Origin of the sequence: Enterococcus sp. E5-37 (assembly GCF_035726925.1) — a bacterium.
GTDB lineage: Bacteria > Bacillota > Bacilli > Lactobacillales > Enterococcaceae > Enterococcus_B > Enterococcus_B faecium.
This window is the reverse complement of record NZ_JAPMLG010000005.1, coordinates 42,971-67,115: the sequence shown is the minus strand read 5'-3', so window position 1 is coordinate 67,115 and position 24,145 is coordinate 42,971. Positions and strand designations below refer to the sequence as shown.

Annotated in this window: 21 protein-coding genes and 1 riboswitch; of the genes, 17 read left to right on the top strand and 4 right to left on the bottom strand. The window is 39.9% G+C overall.

Going from position 1 to position 24,145, the window contains the following annotated elements:
- The first annotated feature begins 25 nt into the window (after nt 1-25).
- A riboswitch (purine riboswitch) is annotated at nt 26-123 on the top strand.
- A gap of 115 nt (nt 124-238) precedes the next feature.
- The 5 genes from OS138_RS05550 to purB all read left to right on the top strand — a co-directional run bounded on the left by OS138_RS05550 (nt 239) and on the right by purB (nt 5,459).
- Nucleotides 239-820 (top strand): xanthine phosphoribosyltransferase, encoded by a 582-nt coding sequence (locus OS138_RS05550; protein ID WP_002306871.1) that lies wholly within the window; start codon nt 239-241, stop codon nt 818-820.
- 2 nt (nt 821-822) lie between these two features.
- Nucleotides 823-2,130 (top strand): nucleobase:cation symporter-2 family protein, encoded by a 1,308-nt coding sequence (locus tag OS138_RS05545; RefSeq protein WP_002295470.1) that lies wholly within the window; start codon nt 823-825, stop codon nt 2,128-2,130.
- Nucleotides 2,131-2,545: 415 nt separating this feature from the next.
- Nucleotides 2,546-3,034: a 5-(carboxyamino)imidazole ribonucleotide mutase gene (purE, locus tag OS138_RS05540; protein WP_325069794.1), complete on the top strand. Its 489-nt coding sequence runs from the start codon at nt 2,546-2,548 to the stop codon at nt 3,032-3,034.
- Complete coding sequence (gene purK, locus OS138_RS05535; RefSeq protein WP_002306867.1) at nt 3,027-4,151, top strand: 5-(carboxyamino)imidazole ribonucleotide synthase; 1,125 nt, start codon at nt 3,027-3,029, stop codon at nt 4,149-4,151. The genes purE and purK overlap by 8 nt, the downstream gene beginning before the upstream one ends.
- 12 nt (nt 4,152-4,163) lie before the next feature.
- A complete protein-coding gene (gene purB, locus OS138_RS05530) occupies nt 4,164-5,459 on the top strand; it encodes an adenylosuccinate lyase (protein ID WP_002306865.1) in 1,296 nt (431 codons plus the stop codon).
- Between the two features lie 181 nt (nt 5,460-5,640).
- Here the strand turns inward: purB and OS138_RS05525 are convergent, their stop codons facing one another.
- Complete coding sequence (locus OS138_RS05525; protein WP_002318414.1) at nt 5,641-6,018, bottom strand: hypothetical protein; 378 nt, start codon at nt 6,016-6,018, stop codon at nt 5,641-5,643.
- Between the two features lie 255 nt (nt 6,019-6,273).
- Here OS138_RS05525 and purC point away from each other — a divergent pair, with 255 nt between their 5' ends.
- The 10 genes from purC (at nt 6,274) to OS138_RS05475 (ending at nt 17,085) form a co-directional block, all read left to right on the top strand.
- Nucleotides 6,274-7,002: a phosphoribosylaminoimidazolesuccinocarboxamide synthase gene (purC, locus tag OS138_RS05520; RefSeq protein WP_325069793.1), complete on the top strand. Its 729-nt coding sequence runs from the start codon at nt 6,274-6,276 to the stop codon at nt 7,000-7,002.
- Nucleotides 7,002-7,256, top strand: a complete 255-nt coding sequence (gene purS / locus OS138_RS05515) for a phosphoribosylformylglycinamidine synthase subunit PurS (RefSeq protein ID WP_325069792.1) — start codon at nt 7,002-7,004, stop codon at nt 7,254-7,256. Before purC ends, purS begins: the two co-directional genes overlap by 1 nt.
- Before the next feature lies 1 nt (nt 7,257).
- Entirely contained in the window at nt 7,258-7,929 is a 672-nt protein-coding gene (purQ, locus tag OS138_RS05510) for a phosphoribosylformylglycinamidine synthase subunit PurQ (RefSeq protein WP_002288017.1), read from the top strand.
- Entirely contained in the window at nt 7,930-10,152 is a 2,223-nt protein-coding gene (purL, locus tag OS138_RS05505; protein ID WP_325069791.1) for a phosphoribosylformylglycinamidine synthase subunit PurL, read from the top strand.
- The gene (gene purF / locus OS138_RS05500) at nt 10,137-11,576 is read left to right on the top strand and encodes an amidophosphoribosyltransferase (RefSeq protein WP_002299010.1); all 1,440 of its coding nucleotides are present in this window, start codon (nt 10,137-10,139) and stop codon (nt 11,574-11,576) included. Before purL ends, purF begins: the two co-directional genes overlap by 16 nt.
- Nucleotides 11,577-11,598: 22 nt before the next feature.
- Nucleotides 11,599-12,651: a phosphoribosylformylglycinamidine cyclo-ligase gene (gene purM / locus OS138_RS05495; RefSeq protein ID WP_002306859.1), complete on the top strand. Its 1,053-nt coding sequence runs from the start codon at nt 11,599-11,601 to the stop codon at nt 12,649-12,651.
- A complete protein-coding gene (purN, locus tag OS138_RS05490) occupies nt 12,648-13,226 on the top strand; it encodes a phosphoribosylglycinamide formyltransferase (RefSeq protein ID WP_325069790.1) in 579 nt (192 codons plus the stop codon). Before purM ends, purN begins: the two co-directional genes overlap by 4 nt.
- Nucleotides 13,223-14,758, top strand: a complete 1,536-nt coding sequence (purH, locus tag OS138_RS05485; protein WP_325069789.1) for a bifunctional phosphoribosylaminoimidazolecarboxamide formyltransferase/IMP cyclohydrolase — start codon at nt 13,223-13,225, stop codon at nt 14,756-14,758. Before purN ends, purH begins: the two co-directional genes overlap by 4 nt.
- 15 nt (nt 14,759-14,773) lie before the next feature.
- Nucleotides 14,774-16,048 (top strand): phosphoribosylamine--glycine ligase, encoded by a 1,275-nt coding sequence (purD, locus tag OS138_RS05480; protein ID WP_325069788.1) that lies wholly within the window; start codon nt 14,774-14,776, stop codon nt 16,046-16,048.
- A gap of 122 nt (nt 16,049-16,170) precedes the next feature.
- Nucleotides 16,171-17,085 (top strand): aldo/keto reductase, encoded by a 915-nt coding sequence (locus OS138_RS05475; RefSeq protein WP_002288005.1) that lies wholly within the window; start codon nt 16,171-16,173, stop codon nt 17,083-17,085.
- Nucleotides 17,086-17,214: 129 nt separating this feature from the next.
- Here the strand turns inward: OS138_RS05475 and OS138_RS05470 are convergent, their stop codons facing one another.
- The 3 genes from OS138_RS05470 to OS138_RS05460 are packed head-to-tail and all read right to left on the bottom strand — an operon-like array spanning nt 17,215 to nt 21,257.
- Nucleotides 17,215-18,783 carry a response regulator transcription factor gene (locus tag OS138_RS05470; protein ID WP_325069787.1) on the bottom strand — a complete coding sequence of 523 codons (1,569 nt, stop codon included), beginning with the start codon at nt 18,781-18,783 and terminating at the stop codon, nt 17,215-17,217.
- Nucleotides 18,776-20,227 carry a sensor histidine kinase gene (locus OS138_RS05465; RefSeq protein WP_325069786.1) on the bottom strand — a complete coding sequence of 484 codons (1,452 nt, stop codon included), beginning with the start codon at nt 20,225-20,227 and terminating at the stop codon, nt 18,776-18,778. Before OS138_RS05465 ends, OS138_RS05470 begins: the two co-directional genes overlap by 8 nt.
- Before the next feature lie 13 nt (nt 20,228-20,240).
- A complete protein-coding gene (locus OS138_RS05460) occupies nt 20,241-21,257 on the bottom strand; it encodes an ABC transporter substrate-binding protein (protein WP_325069785.1) in 1,017 nt (338 codons plus the stop codon).
- A 219-nt stretch (nt 21,258-21,476) separates the two neighbouring features.
- Between OS138_RS05460 and chvE the strand changes: the two genes are divergently transcribed.
- Nucleotides 21,477-22,565: a multiple monosaccharide ABC transporter substrate-binding protein gene (gene chvE, locus OS138_RS05455; RefSeq protein ID WP_325069784.1), complete on the top strand. Its 1,089-nt coding sequence runs from the start codon at nt 21,477-21,479 to the stop codon at nt 22,563-22,565.
- Nucleotides 22,566-22,618: 53 nt separating this feature from the next.
- Nucleotides 22,619-24,145 carry a multiple monosaccharide ABC transporter ATP-binding protein gene (mmsA, locus tag OS138_RS05450; protein ID WP_002287995.1) on the top strand — a complete coding sequence of 509 codons (1,527 nt, stop codon included), beginning with the start codon at nt 22,619-22,621 and terminating at the stop codon, nt 24,143-24,145.

Genomic DNA, 24,145 nt, shown 5'->3' with positions numbered 1-24,145 from the left:
TTGCAAGAAAATGAATTTACACTATTATTAGTTTTACATACCTACTTATATATCGTCATAATATGGATGACAGTTTCTAGCCAGTACCGTAAATGCTGGACTATAAGTAAAAGATTGGCTATTTCACCCTTCTTTTCTTATGATAAAGTGGAGGGTGTTTTTCTTTAACAGAAACATAGTAGGTTTTTGCACAAAAGCGGTTATTTCGGTATTAATAAATGATAAAGGAGCAAATAAAGTGAAAGAATTAGTTGAACGTATTCAAAAAGACGGACGTATATTAGGCGAGGGCGTATTAAAAGTCGACAGCTTCGTCACTCACCAAGTAGACCCTGTATTGATGGAACAAATGGGAAAACGGTTTGCAGAAGTATTTAAAGAACAAGGAATCACGAAAGTTGTGACCATTGAAGCTTCTGGGATCGCACCAGCTTTATTTGCTGCAAAAGAATTAGATGTCCCAATGATCTTCGCTAGAAAAGCAAAAAGTTTGACGATGGATGAAGAATTATTGACAGCTTCTGTTTATTCTTTTACGAAACAAGTGACAAGTACGATTTCTATTTCTCGTAAATTCTTATCTTCAGAAGACAAAGTATTGATTATCGACGATTTCTTGGCAAACGGACAAGCGGCAAAAGGATTGATCGAATTATGCCAGCAAGCTGGAGCTCAAGTAGAAGGAATCGGGATCGTCATCGAAAAGTCTTTCCAAGATGGACGTCAGTTACTTGAAGAAATGGGATTGAGAGTCGTTTCTCTTGCGCGTATTGCTTCCTTGACGAATGGACAAGTTGAGTTTCTTGAGGAGGACGCATAATCGTGGAAAAAGAAACACAAAATGGAAAAGCTGCGGTTTTAGGGCTGCAGCATCTGCTAGCGATGTATGCAGGAGCAGTAGCGGTGCCTCTTTTGATCGGTACAGGACTAGGCTTTAATCAAGAACAGATGACTTATTTGATTTCAATTGATATCTTTATGTGTGGATTAGCGACATTATTGCAATTGACAGTTAACCGATTTTTCGGAATTGGCTTGCCTGTCGTTTTAGGATGTGCGATACAAGCAGTAGCTCCACTGATCTTGATCGGAACCAATGAAGGAGTAGGAGCTATCTACGGATCTATTATCGCTTCTGGGATCTTTGTTGTGTTAGTTTCTGGTGTCTTTTCTAAAATTAAAAAACTATTCCCTCCTATAGTAACAGGAACGGTTATCACCGTTATTGGTTTGACTTTGATTCCTGTAGCAATCGAGAAAATGGGTGGAGGTAATGCAACAGCAGCTGATTTTGGTGACAAAACAAATCTGCTACTTGCATTTGTGACGATTCTCCTAATTGTAGGCGTGCAAATGCTGGCAAAAGGGTTCATTCGTTCAATCGCGGTACTGATTGGTTTAGTCGGAGGAAGCATCTTAGCTGCTTTCATGGGAATGATTGATCTGAGCGCGATTGGAGATGCGCCGTTGTTCCATGTTCCACAACCCTTTTATTTTGGTAAACCAACTTTCGACGTATGGTCGATTTTACTAATGATCATCATTTCCATGGTCAGCATGGTAGAATCAACAGGTGTATATTTTGCACTTGGTGACATTACTGGGAAAAATGTTGGAGAAGAAGAATTGAAAAAGGGATATCGTGCAGAAGGACTTGCCGTTATCTTAGGCGGTATTTTCAATACATTCCCTTATACTGGCTTTTCTCAAAATGTCGGATTGGTTCAACTTTCGGGAATCAAAACAAGAAAACCCATCTATTTCTCTGCATTCTTCTTGATTGTTTTAGGTTTATTCCCTAAAATCGGTGCGTTAGCACAAATCATCCCTGAGCCGGTACTTGGTGGAGGAATGTTAGTCATGTTCGGGATGGTGGCAGTCCAAGGAATCCGTATGCTGTTGGAAGTTGATTTCAGCAATGATAAAAATCTATTGATCGTTGCTGTTTCTGTTGGATTTGGGCTAGGTTTCAATGTTACGCCGACATTATTCAGTCAAATGCCGCAAACATTGCAAATGTTTACTGGAAATGGCATCGTAATGAGTAGCATTACGGCTATCATATTAAATTTGATCTTTAATGGATTGAAAAAAGATGAAGAAATATTGGAAGAAGCCTTCAAGAAGTAATAGAGCAAAAGAAAGGTTGTGAAATCAGCGTTTTTACCTGATTATTAGAGAAACAAACGGAAAAATAGTTCCTCGTATTTTGCCGTTTGTTTGAGCTAATACCGAGGGGCAGCTGATTGAACACCGTTGAAGGAAGAGGTCGTGAGCCTGCCGTTCATCTCCGAGTCACAAGGAACAATTTCAAAAAACAGCTTCTCATGTTTGTTGAATATTGTGACTTGTGACCGAGGAGTTGGCAGGAGAACACCGTTTATCCATAAAAAGGAATGTGACCTAACTTTTGTCACATTCCTTTTTTTCATCTTTAATAAACACGAACAATAAAATGTTTTTCTTTGTTAACATTCGAAATTTCTTTGACATCAAAAAAAGTGATTGTTAAAATATGAATGTAGAAAAACTGGGAGGAAAAACAATGACAGCAAAAATCTTTGTGATTATGGGGAGTACTTCAGATTGGGAAACAATGAAAGAAGCATGTCAAATATTGGATGAATTCGGTGTGTCTTATGAAAAAAAGGTCGTTTCTGCTCATCGAACCCCAGATTTGATGTTTGAATATGCACAAAACGCTCGAAAGAAAGGAATCAAGATCATTATTGCAGGGGCAGGGGGAGCCGCGCATCTGCCGGGTATGGTCGCATCAAAAACAACTTTGCCGGTTATCGGTGTACCGGTCCAATCACGAACATTAAATGGTTTGGATTCGCTTCTTTCGATTGTCCAAATGCCTGGAGGAGTACCTGTAGCTACTACAGCAATCGGAAAAGCGGGAGCAATTAATGCTGGACTACTTGCGATACAGATGCTTTCCATGTATGATTTAGAATTGGAGGCTAAATTGGCTGAAAGACGTTCAATGTTGGCTAAAACTGTTATAGAAAGTAGTGATCAACTTGGTTAAACCTTTGTTGCCTGGTTCAACGATCGGGATCGTCGGTGGCGGTCAATTAGGTCGTATGATGGCGATTAGTGCAAAAGAAATGGGCTTTAAAGTAGGTGTGCTGGATCCTGTGAGCGATTGTCCAGCCGCACAAGTTGCAGATTGGCACATTGAAAGTGTCTATGATGACACCTTTGCGCTGAAAGAGCTTGCCAGAAGAACAGATGTCATTACCTATGAATTCGAAAATGTCAGTGTAGAGGCGTTAAATGCGATTTTACCCATGTCATTTATTCCTCAAGGGACAGACTTGCTTGCGATTACGCAAGACCGCCTGTTAGAAAAATCTTTTTTGGAAACGAACAACATCGTGATTGCTCCTTATGCAACGATCGTCAGTCCGACGGATATCCAAGATGCGATTGACGGGATCGGCTATCCTTGTGTTTTGAAAACCACTCGAGGCGGCTATGATGGCAAGGGGCAGTATGTTTTGAAAAGTCGGGCGGATCTAGCTCCTGCCATGGACCTTTTAAGAGAAGGAACCTGTGTTTTAGAAGCATGGATCCCGTTTGAAAAAGAGATTTCGATCATGGTGGCAGGAAATGGTCAAGGAGATTTCACGACTTTTCCGGTCGTGGAAAACATCCACCACAACAATATTCTTCATGAAACGATTGCTCCAGCCGCGATTGATCAGGATGTGATTGAAGAGGCTGAGCGTATTGCCCGTGTGATTGCAGAAGCAGTGAGCCTTTCAGGTGTTTTAGGGGTAGAAATGTTTTTAACAAAAACAGGCGGGCTATATGTGAATGAATTAGCTCCTCGTCCTCACAATTCTGGACATTATTCTATCGAAGCTTGTTCTATGAGTCAGTTCGATGCCCATATTCGAGGTATTTGCGGATGGCCATTAGGAGAAAAAGTGCGTCTGACAAGCAATGCAGTGATGGTCAATGTTTTGGGAGAACAACTGCTGGAAAGCTATCGCTTGATCGAGAATAAGCCAGACTGGCAATTCCATTTCTATGGAAAAAAACAAGCGAAAAAAGGTCGCAAGATGGGACATATCACTATCTTGACAGAAGACATCCAGCAAACGCTGGAAGAAATCAAACAAACGAATATTTGGGATTAGAGGAGAAAAAACATGTTAGAACGTTATACACGCCCTGAAATGGGGAATATCTGGACGGAAGAGAACAAATACCGTGCGTGGCTTGAAGTCGAGATTTTAGCAGATGAAGCTTGGGCAGAACTTGGTGAAATCCCGCAAGAAGATGTGAAAAAAATCCGTGAGCATGCATCATTTGATATCGATCGGATCTTGGAAATCGAAAAATCAACACGCCATGATGTCGTTGCGTTTACACGAGCGGTTTCTGAAACATTGGGAGAAGAAAGAAAATGGGTCCATTATGGTCTAACAAGTACGGATGTCGTAGATACTGCTTATGGCTATCTCATCAAGCAAGCAAATGATATTTTACGGGAAGACTTGAAACGTTTTACAGAAATCATTGGCGAAAAAGCAAAAGAACACAAATATACAGTGATGATGGGTCGGACACACGGTGTCCATGCTGAACCAACTACTTTTGGATTGAAACTTGCCACATGGTATTCAGAAATGAAACGGAACATCGAACGATTTGAACATGCGGCAAAAGGAGTAGAAGCAGGAAAAATCTCAGGAGCAGTGGGGACGTTCGCAAATATCCCGCCATTTATTGAAGAGTATGTATGTAAACAATTGGGGATCCGTCCGCAAGAAATCTCTACTCAAGTTCTCCCTCGGGATCTACATGCTGAATATTTCTCAGCGATGGCGCTTATTGCTACAAGTATTGAACGTTTTGCAACAGAGATACGCGGATTGCAAAAATCCGAAACACGTGAAGTAGAAGAATTTTTTGCGAAAGGTCAAAAAGGTTCTTCTGCTATGCCGCACAAAAGGAATCCGATCGGTTCAGAAAATATGGCTGGTCTAGCCAGAGTGGTGCGCGGACACATGGTCACTGCCTATGAAAATGTCACATTATGGCATGAAAGAGATATTTCTCATTCTTCAGCAGAACGAATCATCTTGCCTGATACCACGATTTTATTGAATTACATGTTAAATCGTTTTGGCAATATCGTTAAAAATCTAACGGTCTTTCCTGAAAACATGAAGCGGAATATGTCTGCAACATTTGGTTTGATTTATAGCCAGCGCGTTATGCTGAAATTGATCGATAAGGGAATGACAAGAGAAGAAGCTTATGATCTTGTTCAGCCAAAAACTGCGTACGCTTGGGATAACCAAGTGCAGTTCCGCCCGCTGTTAGAAGAAGATCCAACCATCACATCGGTATTATCTAAAGAAGAAATAGACGATGCCTTTGATTATCATCATCATTTGAAAAACGTTGACGTGATATTCAAACGAGTAGGTTTGGAATAAAGAAGAGTGAGTTGCAAAATTCAATTAAAATAGAATAGCAAAAATAACCAAAAAAGAAGCAGATCCGTTAGCGGTTCTGCTTCTTTTAGTTTATTATGTTTTCTTATCAATGATAGGAACCTGACTTTAAAAGCGACATACTACTGCTTTATCGTACCTTTATCTATACAAAATGTAGGAGTCAAGCATAAATGGCGTGACTATTATAACTAAAATGCTCGTTATGGAGATGTTGCAGCAAGTTTTCGAGAAAAGCGTATTCCATCTCTTGCCCATTGAATAAGATCTGGATACGATAATGATTTTTGAAACGTTTCTGCTCGTGTATCTGACTGATTAAAAGTTCGCCTTTGTGTTCTGTCCGATAACTAAAAGTCCTTTTACGGCATTCAGCACAGCGCTTGGTTGCTCGGCGGATTTTTCGGAATGTATAAAAACTAGTATCTTTATTGCATAAATAAACGTCTTTGATCGACAGCAAATCATTATATAGACAGGAACGTTCTTCAGCTGTTAATTCTGATAAAAAAAGCTGACCTTGTTTTATTGCATCTTCCATCGGCAAGTGCCTCCTCGAACCCATTATCCAAATTTTTAGTTAATTCTAATATACCATCATTAAGTATAAATGTAAACGCTTGTTGATGGTGTAAGATTTTCGTTTCTGATAAAACACGAACATTAAAAGAATCTAATGCCTTAAATGTACATATTTTTGTTGATTTATAAAAAGATGATTGCTAAAATTTAAAGTGAAAACACGAACAAAAAACGATTTATTTGCTTTTAATGTAAATAAAAAGGAGAGACGTACATGGAGAAGAAAGAACTTTTGTATGAAGGGAAAGCCAAAAAAATATATCTTACTTCTGATGAGAACTTGATTTGGATAGAATATTTAGATCAAGCAACTGCGTTGAATGGAGCGAGGAAAGACCAGATAAGTGGAAAAGGAGAATTGAATAATCAAATCACAAGTGCAATTTTCCGTTATCTGACTCAAAGAGGAATAAAAAATCATTTTATTAAACAATTGTCTAAAACCGAACAATTAGCAAAAAAAGTACAAATTATCCCTCTGGAAGTGGTTATCCGAAATATTGCAGCAGGAAGTTTCTCAAAACGTCTAGGTGTTCCCGAAGGTAAAGAATTAATCAAACCAATCGTTGAATTCTACTATAAGGATGACCAGTTGGATGATCCATTTATCAATGAAGAGCATATCTATTTCTTACAACTTGCAAAACCGGAAGAAATCAGTGAGCTGAAAGCCCAAGCGTTGGCTATTAATGAAATTTTGACCGAATTATTTGCTAAGATCGGTTTGATTTTAGTAGATTTCAAGCTAGAGTTTGGCCGGTCGAATGGACAAATTTTGCTTGCGGATGAAGTAACACCGGATACTTGCCGATTATGGGATGAACGTACGAATGAACATATGGACAAAGACGTTTACCGCAGAGATCTAGGTGATTTGATCCCAGTCTATCAAGAAGTATATAACCGTCTATCGGAACTAACTGAAGAAAAGGAGCGAGTTTGATGTATTTCGTAAAAGTATATGTAACCTATAAAGATTCAGTGTTAGATCCTCAAGGGGAGGCAGTAAAAAAAGCAGTCCATCGTATGGGATATGAAACAATCGAAGATATCCGTATAGGAAAATACTTTGAGATACAACTTGCTGATGCAGAAGAACCAATCGATACAGTGATTGAAATGATTTGTGACAAGCTGCTTGCAAATGTAAATATGGAAACATACCGATATGAAATCAAAAAAATGGAGGAAGTATAACATGAAATTTGCGGTCATCGTTTTTCCAGGTTCAAATTGTGACGCAGATATGTTATGGGCAGTTCGCGAGATCATGGGTGCTGATGCCGAATTCGTTCGGCATGATGAGTCCTCTTTAGAAGGATTTGATGGTGTTTTACTGCCAGGAGGATTCTCATATGGAGACTATTTAAGATGTGGTGCGATTGCCCGGTTTTCTACAATCATGGAAGAAGTGATTCGTTTTGCTGAAGAAGGGAAACCAGTATTCGGTACATGCAATGGATTCCAGATATTGACAGAAGCAGGACTTTTGCCAGGTGTACTGAGACGAAATGAGTCTTTGCATTTTATTTGCAAAACTGTACCATTGAAAGTCAACCCCAAGACGGCCTTTACTTCAGAGTATGAAGCCGACGAAATAATCTATCTTCCAGTTGCTCATGGGGAAGGAAATTATTTCTGTGACGAAGAAACACTTCAAGAACTAAAAAAAAATAATCAGATTGCCTTTACTTATAATGACAACATCAACGGCAGCGTGGAAAACATTGCAGGGATTACGAACAAAGCAGGGAATGTGTTAGGAATGATGCCTCATCCAGAACGTGCAGTAGAAGACTTGCTAGGATCAGAAGATGGGAAACGGTTCTTTGCTTCCATTTTAAAAAACTTCGGAAAGGTGACCGTATAGATGAAAACATTGAATGAACCGACAGCTGAAGAGATCAAGAAAAAAAGAATCTATGCCGAATGGGGATTGACTGATGAAGAATATCGAATGATCGAAGAAGATATCTTAGGAAGAATGCCTAATTATACGGAAACTGGACTGTTTTCTGTTATGTGGAGCGAACATTGTTCCTATAAAAATTCTAAACCGGTTCTACGCAAATTTCCTACTAGTGGACCTCATGTGTTGCAAGGCCCTGGAGAAGGCGCAGGCATCGTCGACATCGGTGATGGACTAGCAGTTGTCTTCAAAGCAGAAAGTCACAATCATCCTTCAGCCGTGGAGCCTTATGAAGGAGCTGCGACAGGAGTTGGCGGAATCATCAGAGATATTTTCAGCATGGGGGCTCGTCCAATTGCGTTGCTAGATTCATTGAGGTTCGGCGAATTAGATAATCCAAGAACGAAATATTTACTAGAAGAAGTAGTTGCAGGTATCGGCGGATACGGCAATTGTATCGGCATACCGACTGTAGGCGGCGAAATTGCATTTGATCCTTGTTATGAAGGAAACCCATTAGTCAATGCAATGTGCGTAGGTTTGATTGAACACAAACATATCCAGAAAGGGCAAGCCGCTGGCGTCGGTAATTCGATCATGTATGTAGGTGCAAAAACAGGTCGCGACGGTATCCACGGAGCAACTTTTGCCTCAGAAGAATTTAATCAAGAAGAAGAACAGCAACGTTCTGCTGTACAAGTAGGCGATCCTTTTATGGAAAAGCTGCTGCTTGAAGCGTGTTTGGAATTAATCTTGCATCATTCGGATTCTCTAATAGGTATACAGGATATGGGAGCAGCAGGACTTGTTTCATCTAGTGCGGAAATGGCTTCAAAAGCTGGTTCAGGACTTATATTGACATTAGATGAAGTCCCACAAAGAGAAACTGGAATGACGCCTTATGAAATGATGCTATCGGAATCACAAGAACGGATGTTGATTTGTGTCAAATCAGGAGAGGAAGAAAAAATCCAAGAACTATTTCAGAAGTATGATCTAGATGCAGTCACTATCGGGAAAGTAACAGACGACGGGCAGTATCGGCTATATCATCAAGGAGAAGAAGTAGCAAATCTGCCAGTCGATGCATTAGCTGAAGATGCACCAGTTTATCATAAAGAAATGAAAGAACCAGCTCGAATCGCAGAATTTCAGCAGTTAGCTCCTTATCAGCCAGTTATCGAAGAACCTGGACAAGTATTGCTTGATCTGCTGCAGCAACCGACGATTGCTTCGAAACGTTCAATCTATGAAACTTATGATTCACAAGTACAAACCAATACAGTTGTCCGTCCAGGAAGCGACGCTGCTGTGATGAGGGTTAGAGGGACGAATAAAGCATTAGCGATGACCACAGACTGCAACGCTCGCTATCTCTATTTGGATCCAAAAATCGGAGGACAAATAGCAGTGGCAGAAGCTGCTAGAAATATTATTGCTAGCGGTGGCAAGCCCTTGGCGATCACCGACTGCCTGAACTATGGTTCTCCTGATAAACCAGAAGTTTTTTGGGAATTATCGACTTCAGCTGATGGAATTGCTGCTGCGTGTGAAACGTTAGGAACTCCTGTTATTTCAGGAAATGTCTCTTTATATAATGAAACGGATGGTCAAGCAATCTATCCAACACCAATGATTGGTATGGTCGGATTGATTGAGGATCATAAACATATCACTACTCAGGAATTCAAAAAATCAGGGGATCTAATCTATATATTAGGTAAGACGTTTGCAGATTTTGATGGCAGTGAATTACAAAAGATGCAGCTTGGAAGAATCGAAGGTGTGATCCGAAACTTTGATCTATCCATTGAAAAGAGAAACCAAGAGTTAGTATTGACAGCCATCCAAAACGGATTGATTGAAAGTGCGCATGACTGTTCAGAAGGTGGCTTGGCAATTGCACTGGCAGAATCAGCTTTCAAACATCAGCTAGGGATATCTGTACAGTTTGAATTGTCCTCTGCTCAATTATTTGCAGAAACTCAATCAAGATTTGTGTTGACAGTCGCACCGGAAAATAAGACACGATTCGAAGAAATGATGGGAGATGCTGCTGTTTTAGCAGGTAAGGTGACGGATGAAGCGATAATCGAAATTTCAGCAACTGACGGTCAGATCAAAATAGAAACTGCAGTAGCAAGAAAGTGCTGGGAGGATGCAATCGTATGTCTTATGAAGTGAAGAGTTTAAATGAAGAATGCGGGATCTTCGGCGTTTGGGGTCATCCGGATGCCGCTAGTGTGGCATACTTCGGGCTCCATAGTCTTCAGCATCGAGGACAAGAAGGTGCGGGCATCGTGTCCAATGATCGAGGAAAGCTTATGGGTCATCGAGATCTGGGTCTACTTTCTGAGGTATTCAAAGATCAAAGAAAATTGCAGCAGTTAACAGGAGAAGCTGCAATCGGACATGTACGTTATGCAACAGCAGGCAATGGAAGTGTGGACAATATTCAGCCTTTTCTATTCAAATTTCATGATCAGTCGATCGGCTTAGCGCATAACGGCAATTTGATCAATGCTCGTTCACTTAGAAAAGAGTTAGAGGAAAATGGGGCGATCTTCCATTCCAACTCCGATACGGAGATATTGATGCATTTGATCCGACGAAGTGAAGAAACAGATTTTTTAAATAAATTGAAAAGTGCTTTAAATGAAGTCAAAGGTGGATTTGCCTATTTATTAATGACAGAAACGGCAATGATTGCCGCTTTGGACCCAAATGGTTTTCGTCCATTAGCAATCGGACAAATGAAAAACGGAGCATACGTGATTGCCTCGGAAACTTGTGCATTAGAAGTTATCGGGGCACGTTTTATAAGAGATGTCCAGCCTGGAGAGATAGTGATTATCAATGACGAAGGAATCCAGATTGATTGCTTTACGAAGAATACGCAGCTTTCCATTTGTTCGATGGAATATATCTATTTTGCCAGACCAGATTCAAACATCGCAGGGATCAATGTGCATACTGCACGGAAAAATATGGGACGGAATTTAGCGAAAGAATCGCCAGTAAAAGCAGATATGGTCGTCGGCGTACCTAATTCTTCTTTGTCAGCCGCAAGCGGTTATGCGGAAGCTAGTGGAATCCCTTATGAAATCGGATTAGTAAAAAATCAATACATTGCCCGAACATTTATCCAGCCAACGCCTGAGCTAAGAGAGCAAGGTGTTCGAATGAAATTATCTGCTGTACGAGGAGTAGTGGAAGGTAAAAAGGTGATTATGGTCGATGATTCAATTGTTCGGGGTACGACAAGCAGACGGATCGTCCATCTTTTGAAAGAAGCAGGAGCAAAAGAAGTCCATGTGAGGATTGCTTCTCCTCCTTTGAAATATCCATGTTTTTACGGGATTGATATTCAAACGCGTAAAGAACTCATTGCGGCAAATCACACGATTGATGAAATCAAAGAATGTATCGGTGCAGATTCTTTAGGATTTTTAAGTGAAGAGGGTCTGATCGAATCGATTGGACTGAAAAAGGATGGCCCGTATTCAGGATTGTGTATGGCTTATTTCAACGGAGATTATCCAACGCCGTTATATGACTATGAAGAAAAGTATCAGGAATCGCTAAAAGAAAAAGTATCGTTCTTTTAAAAGCAGACCAAGAAGGGAGTATATGAATTCAATGGCAAATGCATACGCAAAAGCTGGCGTAGATGTCGAAGCTGGATATGAAGTAGTAGAACGGATCAAGAAGCATGTCAAAAAAACGGAACGTTTAGGTATGATGGGCGCTATAGGAGGATTCGGCGGTTGTTTTGATTTATCGGTCTTTCAATTAAAAGAGCCAGTCCTTGTCTCGGGGACCGATGGTGTGGGGACGAAATTAGCAGTGGCAATCGAAGCAGACAAACACGATACAATCGGGATCGACTGCGTAGCGATGTGTGTCAATGATATCTTAGCACAAGGCGCAGAGCCGTTATATTTCTTAGACTACTTAGCAACGGGGAAAAATGATCCGTTACGTTTGGAAAATGTAGTAAAAGGTGTAGCAGATGGATGTGTTCAAGGAAATATGGCGCTGATTGGCGGAGAAACAGCTGAAATGCCTGGTATGTACTCAGGTAATGATTATGATCTAGCCGGATTTGCTGTAGGGATAGCTGAAAAATCTCAATTATTGACAGGAGAAACGATCAACCCAGGAGATGTGTTGCTTGGAATAGCATCTAGTGGGATTCATTCAAATGGGTACTCTCTTGTTCGCAAAATTTTCTTTGAGCAGCAGCAGTTTTCTTTATCATCAAAACTGCCAGAATTGAAAAAAACACTTGGCGAAGAATTGCTTGAGCCAACGAAAATCTATGTTTCTTCCTTGCTTCCGCTGATCAAAGAAAAGAAAATAAAAGGAGCTGCACATATCACTGGTGGAGGGTTTGTAGAAAATATCCCGCGAATGTTACCAGAATCTATGGCTGCACAAATCAAACTTGGCTCATGGCCGATTCTTCCAATATTCGGCTGTTTACAAAAATATGGTGAAATTCCTGAGATGGAGATGTATGAAATCTTCAATATGGGCATCGGTATGGTCCTGGCAGTCGAAGAATCGAAAGTAAAAGAAATAGTACACGAAATTGAGCAAGCTGGCGAAAAAGTTTATGAAATCGGGAAAGTGATCGCCAAAGAAAAACATCGTGTGGTGTTTACAGGAGAAGAACGATGAGAATCGCTGTTTTTGCTTCTGGAAACGGAAGCAACTTTCAAGCGCTAGCCGATTATCTATCGAAAAAAGGATTGGAAGCTTCGATTGACTGGTTGTTTTGTGATCAGCCTGAAGCATATGTTTTGAAACGTGCAACTGCGTTGAGTGTACCGGCAGATTGTTTTTCACCTAAAGAATTTGATTCAAAAAAAGAGTATGAAGAAGCAATTTTGCATAAATTGAAAGAAAAAAAGATCGATTTGATTGTATTAGCTGGATACATGCGAATCATTGGACCAGTATTGCTGGAAAATTATGATAAAAGAATCATCAATATCCATCCATCTCTTTTACCTGCATTCCCTGGTTTGCATGGCATTCGTGATGCATTTGAAGCTGGAGTAAAAGAAACGGGTGTCACAATTCATTATATCGACCAAGGTGTAGATACTGGACCAATCATCCGGCAGGAAAAAGTGAGAATTGAACAGGAGGACACGTTCGATTCTTTAGCAGAAAAAATCCATAGAGTAGAGCATCGAATCTATCCAGAAGTGATTAGTGAAATTATTGAAAATGGAGGCTATCTGAAATGACAAGAGCATTGATCAGTGTATCAGATAAAACTGGGATTGTAGCATTTGCCCAAGGTTTGATTGAACAAGGAGTAGAAATCATTTCAACAGGAGGAACAAAGCATGCGTTGGATCAAGCTGGGATCAATACGCTTTCGATCGAAGAAGTGACAGGGTTTCCTGAAATGATGGATGGCCGTGTCAAAACACTTCATCCTAAAATCCATGGTGGTCTTTTAGGAAGACGCGATCTCCCTAGCCATATGGAGGCAATGGAAACGGAAAATATCCAACCAATCGACTTTGTTTGTGTCAATTTATATCCTTTCAAAGAAACGATTATGAAACCAGATGTCGAAATAGCAGAAGCTATTGAAAACATTGATATCGGTGGTCCTAGTATGCTCCGTAGTGCAGCAAAAAACCATGAATTTGTCACCTCTGTTGTTGATCCATCTGACTATGAAGAAGTACTTTCAGAATTACGTCAGTATGGGCATACTTCACTTTCTTTCAGACAAAAACTAGCGGCAAAAGTCTTTCGTCATACTGCGGCATATGATGCACTGATCGCTCAATACTTAACGGATTGGGTGGAAGAAAAAGAACCGGAAAAATTGACACTTACGTATGAACGAAAACAAACGCTTCGTTACGGTGAAAACAGCCATCAAGCCGCTGCCTTTTATCAGTCCGCTCTTCTGGAAAAATATTCGATCGCAGCAGCAAAACAACTCCATGGGAAAGAACTTTCTTATAATAATATCCGAGATGCAGATGCTGCGCTACGGATCATGAAGGAATATGACGAGCCAACGGTAGTCGCCTTGAAACACATGAATCCTTGTGGTATTGGGACAGCATCTACGATTTTAGAAGCGTGGGAAGCAGCGTATGAAGCAGATCCTGTTTCAATCTTTGGTGGGATCATCGTTTTGAATCGAGAAGTAGATCTGCCAACAGCAGAACAGATGCATAAGCTGTTTCTAGAAATCATCATTGCCCCTTCTTATACACAAGAAGCTTTGGAATTACTGCAAAAAAAGAAAAACATCCGATTACTGACAGTAGACTTTGCGCAGGAAGAAAATCAAAATCGAGAAGAAACGGTCTCAGTCTTAGGTGGACTTCTTGTACAAGATCAAGATCTGGCAATAGAAAATGAAGAAGAGTGGAAAGTCGTGACAAAACGTAAGCCGACTCCAGCAGAAGCAAAAGCATTAGCGTTTGCTTGGAAAGCTGTCAAACATGTGAAATCTAATGCGATCGTACTGGCAAACGAACGTCAGACAGTAGGAATCGGAGCCGGGCAGATGAATCGAGTCGGTTCAGTAAAAATTGCGATTGAACAAGCGCAAGAGAAAATGGAAGGTGCAGTTTTAGCTAGCGATGCTTATTTTCCAATGGATGATTCGGTTGAATATGCAGCCAAACATGGTATAAAAGCAATCATTCAGCCAGGAGGAAGCATCAAAGACCAAGATTCTATTGATATGGCGAATAAATACGATCTAGCAATGGTCTTTACTGATGTTCGGCATTTTAGACATTAGAGAGGAGTCGGATAAATGAACGTTTTGGTAATCGGTGCAGGTGGTCGTGAACATGCAATAAGTAAAAAACTTTTAGCCAGTCCGAAGGTGGATACGGTGTATTGTGCGCCAGGAAATCCGGGGATGACAAAAGATGGTATCAATTGTGTCGCTATCAGTGAACAAGATCATTCAGCGTTAATCCATTTTGTTAAGAAAGAGGCTATTGATTGGAGTATCGTTGGTCCTGAAGTTCCTTTGTTAAATGGGATCGTCGATGATTTTATGGCGGAAGGATTGAAAATCTTCGGTCCGACAAAAGCAGCAGCACTGATCGAAGGTTCGAAAAGTTTTGCTAAACAATTAATGGATACTTATCAAATCCCGACAGCTAAATCCAGAAGTTTTGAATGTTACGAAAAAGCAGCAGCGTATATCAAAGAAAATGGTGCGCCAATCGTAGTGAAAGCGGACGGCTTAGCAGCTGGGAAAGGTGTAGTCGTGGCTACCACAGTGAGGGAAGCGCTGGATGCGGCAGAACAAATGTTGAACCAGCATCGATTTGGGGATAGCAGCAAAAAAATCGTCGTAGAAGAGTTTTTGGCAGGAGAAGAATTCTCCCTTTTGGCGTTTGTCCGTGATACCAAGGTGTATCCGATGGTCATTTCGCAAGATCATAAGCGGGCATTTGATAACGATAAAGGGCCAAATACAGGCGGAATGGGTGCTTATTCACCAGTACCGCAAATTTCAAAAAAGATGATTGAAAAAGCTGTGGAAGAAGTTTTAAAACCAGCGGCTTTGGGAATGAAAGAACTAGGACGCTCTTTCACGGGTGTTTTATATGCGGGTTTGATTGCTACGAAGGAAGGACCAAAAGTGATCGAATTCAATGCGCGTTTCGGTGATCCTGAAACGCAAGTCGTTCTTTCTCGGTTGAAGAGTGACTTTGCGCAAGTAATCGATGATTTATTAGAGAATCGTGCAGTAGAGTTAAAGTGGCAGCAAGAAGGATGCAATGTAGGCGTTGTGGTTGCAGCTGCCGGTTACCCCGAAGAATATGAGACAGGAATGGTTCTACCAGATTTTCCGGAAGAAGAGCTTTCTGTTTACTATGCTGGAGTTTCCTCAAATAACGGCAAACTAGTTGGAGCAGGAGGACGTCTTTATTTAGTAGAAGCATACGGTGAGACGATCAAAGAAGCACAGGAAAAAATCTATACCGCGTTAATGGATAAAACGACAGATGGAACATTTTATCGTACAGATATTGGAGAAAAAGCTGCCAATAGCGAACTGGTCGTGAAGTAAATCAGCTGCTTCCATTTATAAAAAAATACAACAAATATAGTCGGAAGCGCCGATTTTAGTGAAGCCTTTTCATAAAGAGTGTGGTACACTTTTGTTGTGTATATAAATAAGGAGGAGTTCAGATGAAAAAAATTCAATTAGGTACTTCTGATCAGAAAGCAGCTGCAGTGATCTTAGGCTGTATGCGTATCAACAATGCGGAAGATCCAGTAAAAGTGATTGAGACAGCTTATGAAAACGGCATTGATTTTTTTGACCATGCAGATATTTATGGAAACGGTGAATGTGAAGAAATCTTTGCAGATGCTCTAGCAAAAACATCAATCAAACGAGAAGATCTCTTCATCCAAACAAAATGTGGAATCGTTCCAGGTGTGATGTTCGATTTTTCTAAAAAACATATCATTGAATCTGTAGAAAAAAGTTTGACCCGTCTGAAAATGGATTATGTGGATGCTTTACTTCTTCATCGTCCAGATACATTGGTAGAACCAGAGGAAGTAGCTGAAGCGTTTGATGAATTGGAACGGTCAGGAAAAGTTCGTTATTTTGGCGTCAGCAATCAAAAACCAATGCAAATCGAATTGCTGAAAAAATATGTTCGTCAACCATTAGTAGCTAATCAGCTGCAATTTGGCTTGAAACATACTGGAATGATCGATCAAGGGATTCATGTCAATATGACAGATGAAGCAAGTATCGATCATGACGGTAGTGTACTTGATTATTCCCGATTGCATGATATGACGATCCAAGCATGGTCACCATACCAGTATGGATTTTTTGAAGGTGTATTTATCGGGAACGAAAAATTCCCTGAATTAAACCAAACATTAGAAGAACTAGCAGCTAAATATCAAACGACACCAACTGGCTTGGCTTCTGCTTGGATTTTACGCCATCCAGCCAATATGCAAGTGATCGCCGGTACGATGAACGTAGGGCGAATCAAGGAAATCGCTCAAGCTTCAGAAATTAATATGTCTCGGGAAGATTGGTACGAATTGTACCGTGCTGCTGGAAACATTTTACCTTAAAGATTGTCATAAGCAGGTCAAAAGGGCTATAAATTAAAAAGACAGAATAACTTGAAAGCTGTTTTCAGCTTCAAGATATTCTGTCTTTTTTAATTGCAAATGGAAAGAGTATCATTGTACGGATTTCGTTTATTGGTTATTTTTGTTTTTAAGGAAAAGCTGTGTCCGATATTCTTTTGGAGAAATCCCTTGTTTTTTCTTAAATAAATAACTGAAATAGTTAGGGTCATTATAACCAATTTCAAAAGCAATATCTGAAATACGATAGTCTGATTGCTGCAATAATTTTTTTGCTAATTCGATTCTTTGTTCTGTCAGATAATCGATGAATGTTTGGTTAAACGATTGAGAAAAAATCGTACTGAAATGAGAGGGGCTTAATGCAACTTGTTGAGCGACCCAAGTTAAGGACATATCTGGATCGGTAAAATTTTCTTTGATAAAATCCAATGCATGGTTCAAAATTGGCTGATATTTGTTCCTTGAAGGCTGTGAGGGCAGAGCAGTTAAGAAAGAAATGAACATATAAACTGTCGAACGGTAAAGCGAGTCGTCGGCGCTGATTGCTAAGCGTTGACTGGTGGATGTGCAATGAACCATTTCTTGCGGGATTTCCTTTTCTTTCAGGCAGACATGCTGGAGTAGCTTAGTCAAGACAAATAAACGATATAATCGTGTTCGAGTTGGTGTGCCTTGTGGTTTCGTCAAGTGTTCGATGTACTTAGATACTTCGTTTTTCGATAATGAAGACAAATCAAGTGAGAGATCAAAGTAAAAGACAGAATCAACTGGAAGTTTCGCTTCTTGAATCAAATCCTCATAGCTGATAATTTGATCTTTAAGGGAACTGGCGGTTTCAAGTATCATCTGCGTGATCTCAAAAGATGCAGGTAATTCGCTGATTCTTTCTGCGACAGGACCAATGGCGACAGAAAAATTATTTTTTTGTCCCTTTTCTAATTCATGGACCAACGTTTGGGCTACCTGATAACTGGTCTCGATCACATTTTCTTCAAGAGAATCAACTATTAAAAATTTGATGAATCGAGAGGAAACAGCAGAGAAGATCACTTGTTGATTCTCCCTAAATAAAAACTTCAAATAATCACTGAGATGAGCGTAATCTTCAAAGTCTGTACTGACTTGGTTTGCTGCTAATAATACGGTCATTTTTTTCCCTGCTAAAGAGCGATTGAAAGATTCAGCAAGTTTCAATGTTTCACTGATCGTAAGTGAGCCTTTGAACAAACCGTTCAAGAAATGATTTTTTTTCAATTCGAAAACAAGATCAGAAGAAGTGTGCGTTTCTTTTTGCTGCAAATCTAAAGCAGTTACTGCTTTTTCTATTGCTTGTTTCAATTCGTTACTTTTAATCGGTTTAAGCAGATAATCATCTGCCTGTACCTGGATTGCTCCTTTCATATAATCGAAATCGTCGAATCCGCTAATAAATATGAGACGAGTCCAAGGAAGTAGTTTCCTTGCTTCTTTTGAAAAAGTCAACCCGTCCATGAAAGGCATTTGGATATCAGTCAGAATGATGTCGGGCTGTAAGTCGATAATTGAAGACAGTGCCATCTCACCATCTCCAGCTTCGCCGACATAAGTGATTGGATAATAAGAACCAAGGACAGTTATTTGTTCCCGCAAGTTATTGCGAATGAGGTATTCGTCTTCGATGATAAAAACTTTATACATGTTTGTTTCCTCCAATTGTTTTGGGAGATAGAGGGATCATCAGTGTGACAGTTGTTCCTTCTCGGTATTTGCTGTCAATCGTGATAGGTTTTTGATCATTTCCGTAATAAAGAAGGAGACGCTTGTTTACGTTGTAAAGTCCGTAGCCGATACTGAAATCTGAATCGATACCTTTGGCTAACTCTTTACGTATTTCTGCCAGTTTTTCTGCAGGGATGCCAATCCCGTTGTCTGTGACTTTGAATTGGATCATCTCATCGATTTTGCATGCGGTAATACGAATAAATCCTTTGTGACGGACGTACTTCGTTCCATGGTATACAGCATTTTCAATCAATGGCTGCAAGATCATTTTTAAAATAGAAACAGGAAAAAGTGTTTCTGGTACATCGATCTTATAGTCAAGCATATGGCCGTATCTTATTTTTAAGATGACTAGATAATCATTGATATGGCTAATTTCTTTTTCAAGAGGAATCCAGTCTTGTCCTTTGCTTAAAGACGTACGAAAAAAGCCGGAAAGTGCATGGGTCATAGTCAGAGCTTCTTCAAAGCAGTCTTGTTCGATCAAAGAAATAATGGCATCCAAACTGTTATAAATAAAATGGGGAGTAATCTGAGCTTGCAATACACGAACTTCACTTTGTGCTAAATGGTATTGTTTCAAAGCGTTCTCCCGTAAAGACTGGTTTAGATCTTCCGCCATTTTATTCATGCTAGCGGTAAGTGTTTGTAATTCCAGTGTTTCCGGCAGGGTTAAACGAAAGCCAAGGTTCCCTGAAGAAAGTTGTTCTGACATCTCGATCAGCTGATTGATCGGTTCTTGGACCTTTCTCTCTAAAAAGCGACGATTCTTTTTCGCATAGAAAAAAATGGTACTAAGAACTCCAAGTTCCACTATTGTTAATAGAATGAGCGAGCGGACAAGTGTCGTATTTTTTTTGCTTGCTAAGTCGATCTCCACACGAACAAAATCTTGTAAGATATCTGACAGCAGTTGAGTGACAGAATCTACCTGATTGATGATCTCTTCATTGGTATCCATAAAATTTTTTGCCAAGATATTATTGATCAGCTCGTTTTGATAATCTTCCAGTGTATCGATCGTACGCAAAGACACATCTAACGTACTGATTTCTTTAAGCGTATTCGTATTACTTTTGATCTGTCGAATATCATTTCTAAGTTCTTCTAGGATATTTTCTTTTTTAAACTCATCCACGCTTACTTGGCCAGAAATCAGGTCCCACATACTTTCCAAAACTCTCTGGTCAACCTTTAAAGCAATTGCATCCGCTTTTTGAATATTTGCGATCGTTTGTTGATAAATCAAAAGCTGTTGTGAGTATAACAGTATGCTAAGTAATAAAGGGATAACAGCAAATAGAAGCATGGCTTTGTTTGCTTGGGCAAAAATCTGTTTAATGCTTAAACTTTTCGTCATGATACTTCTCCAGTCAATAATTTCTGGTTGGAATATTAGTCATATTCTGTTGGGAAAAGACAGTCTCGGAAATAAAAATATCTTTAGGTAATGTTTTTCCTGTTTGAAGATTTCCAAAATAACGAGTAACGGTATTGGCTACATACCAGCCGACATCAGGTTTACACTCGACTACGCAATTGACGATTCCTGACCGCAGCTTCTCGATCATATCTTCTTGTCCATCAATCGTTACAATAATCAAATCTTTTCCAGGTTTAACCGATGTTTCTTTTATCGCAGCTAAAGCACCGTGAGTCATTTCATCACTATGGCTGTATAATACATCGATTTCGGATAAATCATTTGTTTCTAAATATCGTTTCATCTGGTCTTTTCCTTTCATCCGAATAAAATCACCGACAATTCGGTGAACAATAGTCATCGGAGGTTTATGGTCGATGGTTCCATCTTTTTTTAGGGTTGGTTTACGATTGATTGATTCCAAAAATCCTTCGGAGCGTAGCTTGGTCGGTGTGGAGTTCTCTGAACCAGCAAGTTCTAGGATTCTGATTTCCTGTTTCTTTGAATTTGTGAAGTGATTGCTGACAAATAAACCCGCCCGATTTCCTTCTGCTTTGAAACTGGGGCCAATGTGGGTGACGAAAAGCTCGGGATCATTCGTTTGAATATGTCTGTCGACAAGTATGACAGGGATCCCTGCTCGCTTTGCTTCTTTTAATACAGAGTCCCACCCGGATTCTTGCAAAGGAGTAAAAATGATCATATCCACTTTATAGGCAATGAACGTCCGTATATCTTGGATTTGCCGTTCCTGATTCATGTAACCATTTCGGTAGAGAACTTGGTAATCTTCTTTTTCAAGGGAAGTGATAATTGATTCAGTATGCTTTTTCCGCCAGCTACTCTCCGTTCCTGATTGCGAAAAACCAACGACTAGTGGGTCAGGTGCTTCCTTTGTATTAGGTGTACACCCCATCATTTGGTAAGCGATTACAACAAGGGCTAAAAAAAATAAAACACGTTTCACTTTAAATCACTCCATCTGGATTTGTTAGTACTATCTTATCAGATAAAAGGGAAAATCAAAGTCAAAAGGAATCAATCGAAAAAAATCCAAGAAACTTAAAAAAATCCAAGACAAAAAAAGTACACCTAAAAAATTTAAAGTAAATCCCATAAAAAAATCAATGTTAACGCTTTCTTTATTAGCTATACTCGGTGTATCAATTGGAATGGGGGATAAAAAATGAAAAACAAATTTGGAAAGATTCTTGGGAGTATCGCTATTTTGACCGCAAGCATTCTATTAAGTGCGTGTGGCAATTCAGGATCTGCAGATGATAGTACGGGGTATGTAGGAATCGCTATGCCGACCAAATCAGCAGAAAGATGGATCGCTGATGGGAACAACATGGTCTCGGAATTAGAAAAACTGGGTTATAAAACAGATCTTCAATATGGAGAAGATAAAGTAGAAAATCAAGTAGCACAAATCGAAAATATGATTACAAAAGGGGTAGATACACTTGTGATTGCTTCTATCGATGGTTCGGCTTTAACTGATGTGTTAGCTAAAGCAAAAGAAGCAGATATCAAGGTGATCGCCTATGATCGTTTACTGATGAATTCAGAAAATGTCGATTATTACGCGACTTTTGATAATTTTGGAGTAGGTGTATCGCAAGCAGCTTATATTGAAGAGCACTTAGGATTGAAAGAAGGAAAAGGACCATTCACGATTGAATTATTTGGTGGCTCGCCTGACGACAACAATGCACTAATTAATTACAACGGAGTGATGTCTGTTTTACAACCATATATGGACAACGGTCAGTTGGTCGTGCCATCTGGACAGATGAGTTTCAGTCAAATCGCTACGCTTCGCTGGGATGGTTCTACGGCGCAATCAAGGATGGATAATCTGTTAAGCGCAAATTATACTGACCAAACATTGGATGCTATTTTGTCGCCATATGATCCAATAAGTTTAGGGATCATTTCGTCATTAAAAGGCGTGGGGTATGGGAGTGAAAGTAAACCTTTACCTGTGATTACTGGACAAGATGCGACAGTTGCTGGCGTTAAATCGATCATTGCCGGGGAACAAACACAAACGATCTTTAAAGACACACGTATCTTAGCAAAAAATACGATTGAAATGATCAAAGCAATCAGTGATGGAGAAGAGGTCCCGGTCAATGATACTGAAACTTATGATAATGGGGTGAAAACTGTCCCTACGTATTTAGCAAATACAGTATCTGTCGATAAAGATAATTATCAAGCAGAGCTGATCGACACAGATTATTATAAAGAATCCGATCTGAAAAATTAAGAGGAACCAAACAAGGAACTAAAGAGATCTAAGTCAGAGAGAGGATAAGAATTATGGCGGATTGTATTTTAAAAATGGCAGATATCACCAAAAAATTTTCTGGAATCCGAGCGTTAGATTGCGTGAATCTGATGATTGAACGTGGGGAAATCCATGCATTGTGCGGAGAAAACGGAGCGGGAAAATCAACATTGATGAATGTCTTGAGCGGCTTGTATCCATATGGCTCCTATGACGGGGAAATCTTTTATGATGGAAAGCTGTGTCAATTCAAAGATTTGAAAGATAGTGAAGAAAAAGGCATCGTCATCATTCATCAAGAATTAGCGCTAAGTCCTTATCTTTCAATAAAAGAGAATATTTTTCTCGGAAATGAACAAGCAGAAAGAGGCGTGATTGATTGGGAACTGACAGAAAAGAAAACGTATGAACTGCTGAATAAAGTCGGTTTGTCTATCGACCCGAATCTTCTAGTATCCCAGATTGGCGTAGGGCAACAGCAATTAGTTGAAATAGCTAAAGCATTATCAAAATCCGTCCGTCTGTTGATTTTGGATGAGCCTACCGCTGCATTGAATGAAGAAGAAAGCGCGAATTTGCTGAGATTGATCCGAGAGTTGAAAGAGCAAGGTGTAACCTCCATCATTATTTCACATAAGCTGAATGAAATCGTGGATATCGCAGATCGAATCACCATTTTACGGGATGGACAGACGATTGAGACACTAGAAAATGAAATGATCAGCGAAGAGCATATTATTCGCGGGATGGTGGGCAGAGATTTAGTTGATCGTTATCCTGAAAGAAAACCGGATATTGGAGAAGTTTATTTTAAAGTAGAAGACTGGACGGTCTATCACCCTCTTGATCATGAGCGAATCATAAACGACCACATCAACTTGCATTTGAAAAAAGGAGAGATTGTAGGAATAGCTGGACTGATGGGAGCGGGCAGAACTGAATTCGCTATGAGTCTATTTGGACATTCTTATGGAAGCAAGATATCCGGACGTATATTAAAGGAAGGGGCAGAGATATCAGTTAAGACCGTTCCTTCAGCCATTGCAAACGGACTCGCTTATGTCTCGGAGGACCGAAAATCTTTAGGACTGAATCTGCTGATGGATATTCGGGAAAACGTGACGCTGAGCAGTTTGGATAAAATAAGTCAAAAAGGAGTATTAGATAAAGAAAAAGAAGTAACTGAGGCAGAAAATTTCCGGAAAAAGATGCGTATAAAAACAAACTCCATCCATCAAATTGTCAGTAGTCTTAGTGGTGGGAATCAGCAAAAAGTCGTTTTATCCAAGTGGCTGATGACACAACCCGATATTCTTTTTTTGGATGAGCCAACCCGTGGGATAGATGTTGGGGCAAAATATGAGATCTACACGATTATCGAAGAAATGGCAGCAAATGGCAAAGCTGTCTGTCTTATCTCTTCTGAACTTCCTGAAATATTAGGGATGTGTGATCGAATCTATACGATGAACGAAGGACGTATTACAGGAGAAGTCTCGCGAGAAGATGCAGATCAGGAAGTCTTGATGAAATTAATGACGAAAGAAGAGGTGGGTTAA

Bases quoted from the DNA above. Each gene is read 5' to 3' on its own strand.
- purH (WP_325069789.1), top strand. From the start codon at position 13,223: ATGACAAGAGCATTGATCAGTGTATCAGATAAAACTGGGATTGTAGCA.
- OS138_RS05470 (WP_325069787.1), bottom strand. From the start codon at position 18,783: ATGTATAAAGTTTTTATCATCGAAGACGAATACCTCATTCGCAATAAC.
- OS138_RS05475 (WP_002288005.1), top strand. From the start codon at position 16,171: ATGAAAAAAATTCAATTAGGTACTTCTGATCAGAAAGCAGCTGCAGTG.
- OS138_RS05465 (WP_325069786.1), bottom strand. From the start codon at position 20,227: ATGACGAAAAGTTTAAGCATTAAACAGATTTTTGCCCAAGCAAACAAA.
- purL (WP_325069791.1), top strand. From the start codon at position 7,930: ATGAAAACATTGAATGAACCGACAGCTGAAGAGATCAAGAAAAAAAGA.
- purF (WP_002299010.1), top strand. From the start codon at position 10,137: ATGTCTTATGAAGTGAAGAGTTTAAATGAAGAATGCGGGATCTTCGGC.
- purE (WP_325069794.1), top strand. From the start codon at position 2,546: ATGACAGCAAAAATCTTTGTGATTATGGGGAGTACTTCAGATTGGGAA.
- chvE (WP_325069784.1), top strand. From the start codon at position 21,477: ATGAAAAACAAATTTGGAAAGATTCTTGGGAGTATCGCTATTTTGACC.
- mmsA (WP_002287995.1), top strand. From the start codon at position 22,619: ATGGCGGATTGTATTTTAAAAATGGCAGATATCACCAAAAAATTTTCT.
- purB (WP_002306865.1), top strand. From the start codon at position 4,164: ATGTTAGAACGTTATACACGCCCTGAAATGGGGAATATCTGGACGGAA.
- purC (WP_325069793.1), top strand. From the start codon at position 6,274: ATGGAGAAGAAAGAACTTTTGTATGAAGGGAAAGCCAAAAAAATATAT.
- purM (WP_002306859.1), top strand. From the start codon at position 11,599: ATGAATTCAATGGCAAATGCATACGCAAAAGCTGGCGTAGATGTCGAA.
- purN (WP_325069790.1), top strand. From the start codon at position 12,648: ATGAGAATCGCTGTTTTTGCTTCTGGAAACGGAAGCAACTTTCAAGCG.
- purS (WP_325069792.1), top strand. From the start codon at position 7,002: ATGTATTTCGTAAAAGTATATGTAACCTATAAAGATTCAGTGTTAGAT.
- purD (WP_325069788.1), top strand. From the start codon at position 14,774: ATGAACGTTTTGGTAATCGGTGCAGGTGGTCGTGAACATGCAATAAGT.
- OS138_RS05525 (WP_002318414.1), bottom strand. From the start codon at position 6,018: ATGGAAGATGCAATAAAACAAGGTCAGCTTTTTTTATCAGAATTAACA.
- purQ (WP_002288017.1), top strand. From the start codon at position 7,258: ATGAAATTTGCGGTCATCGTTTTTCCAGGTTCAAATTGTGACGCAGAT.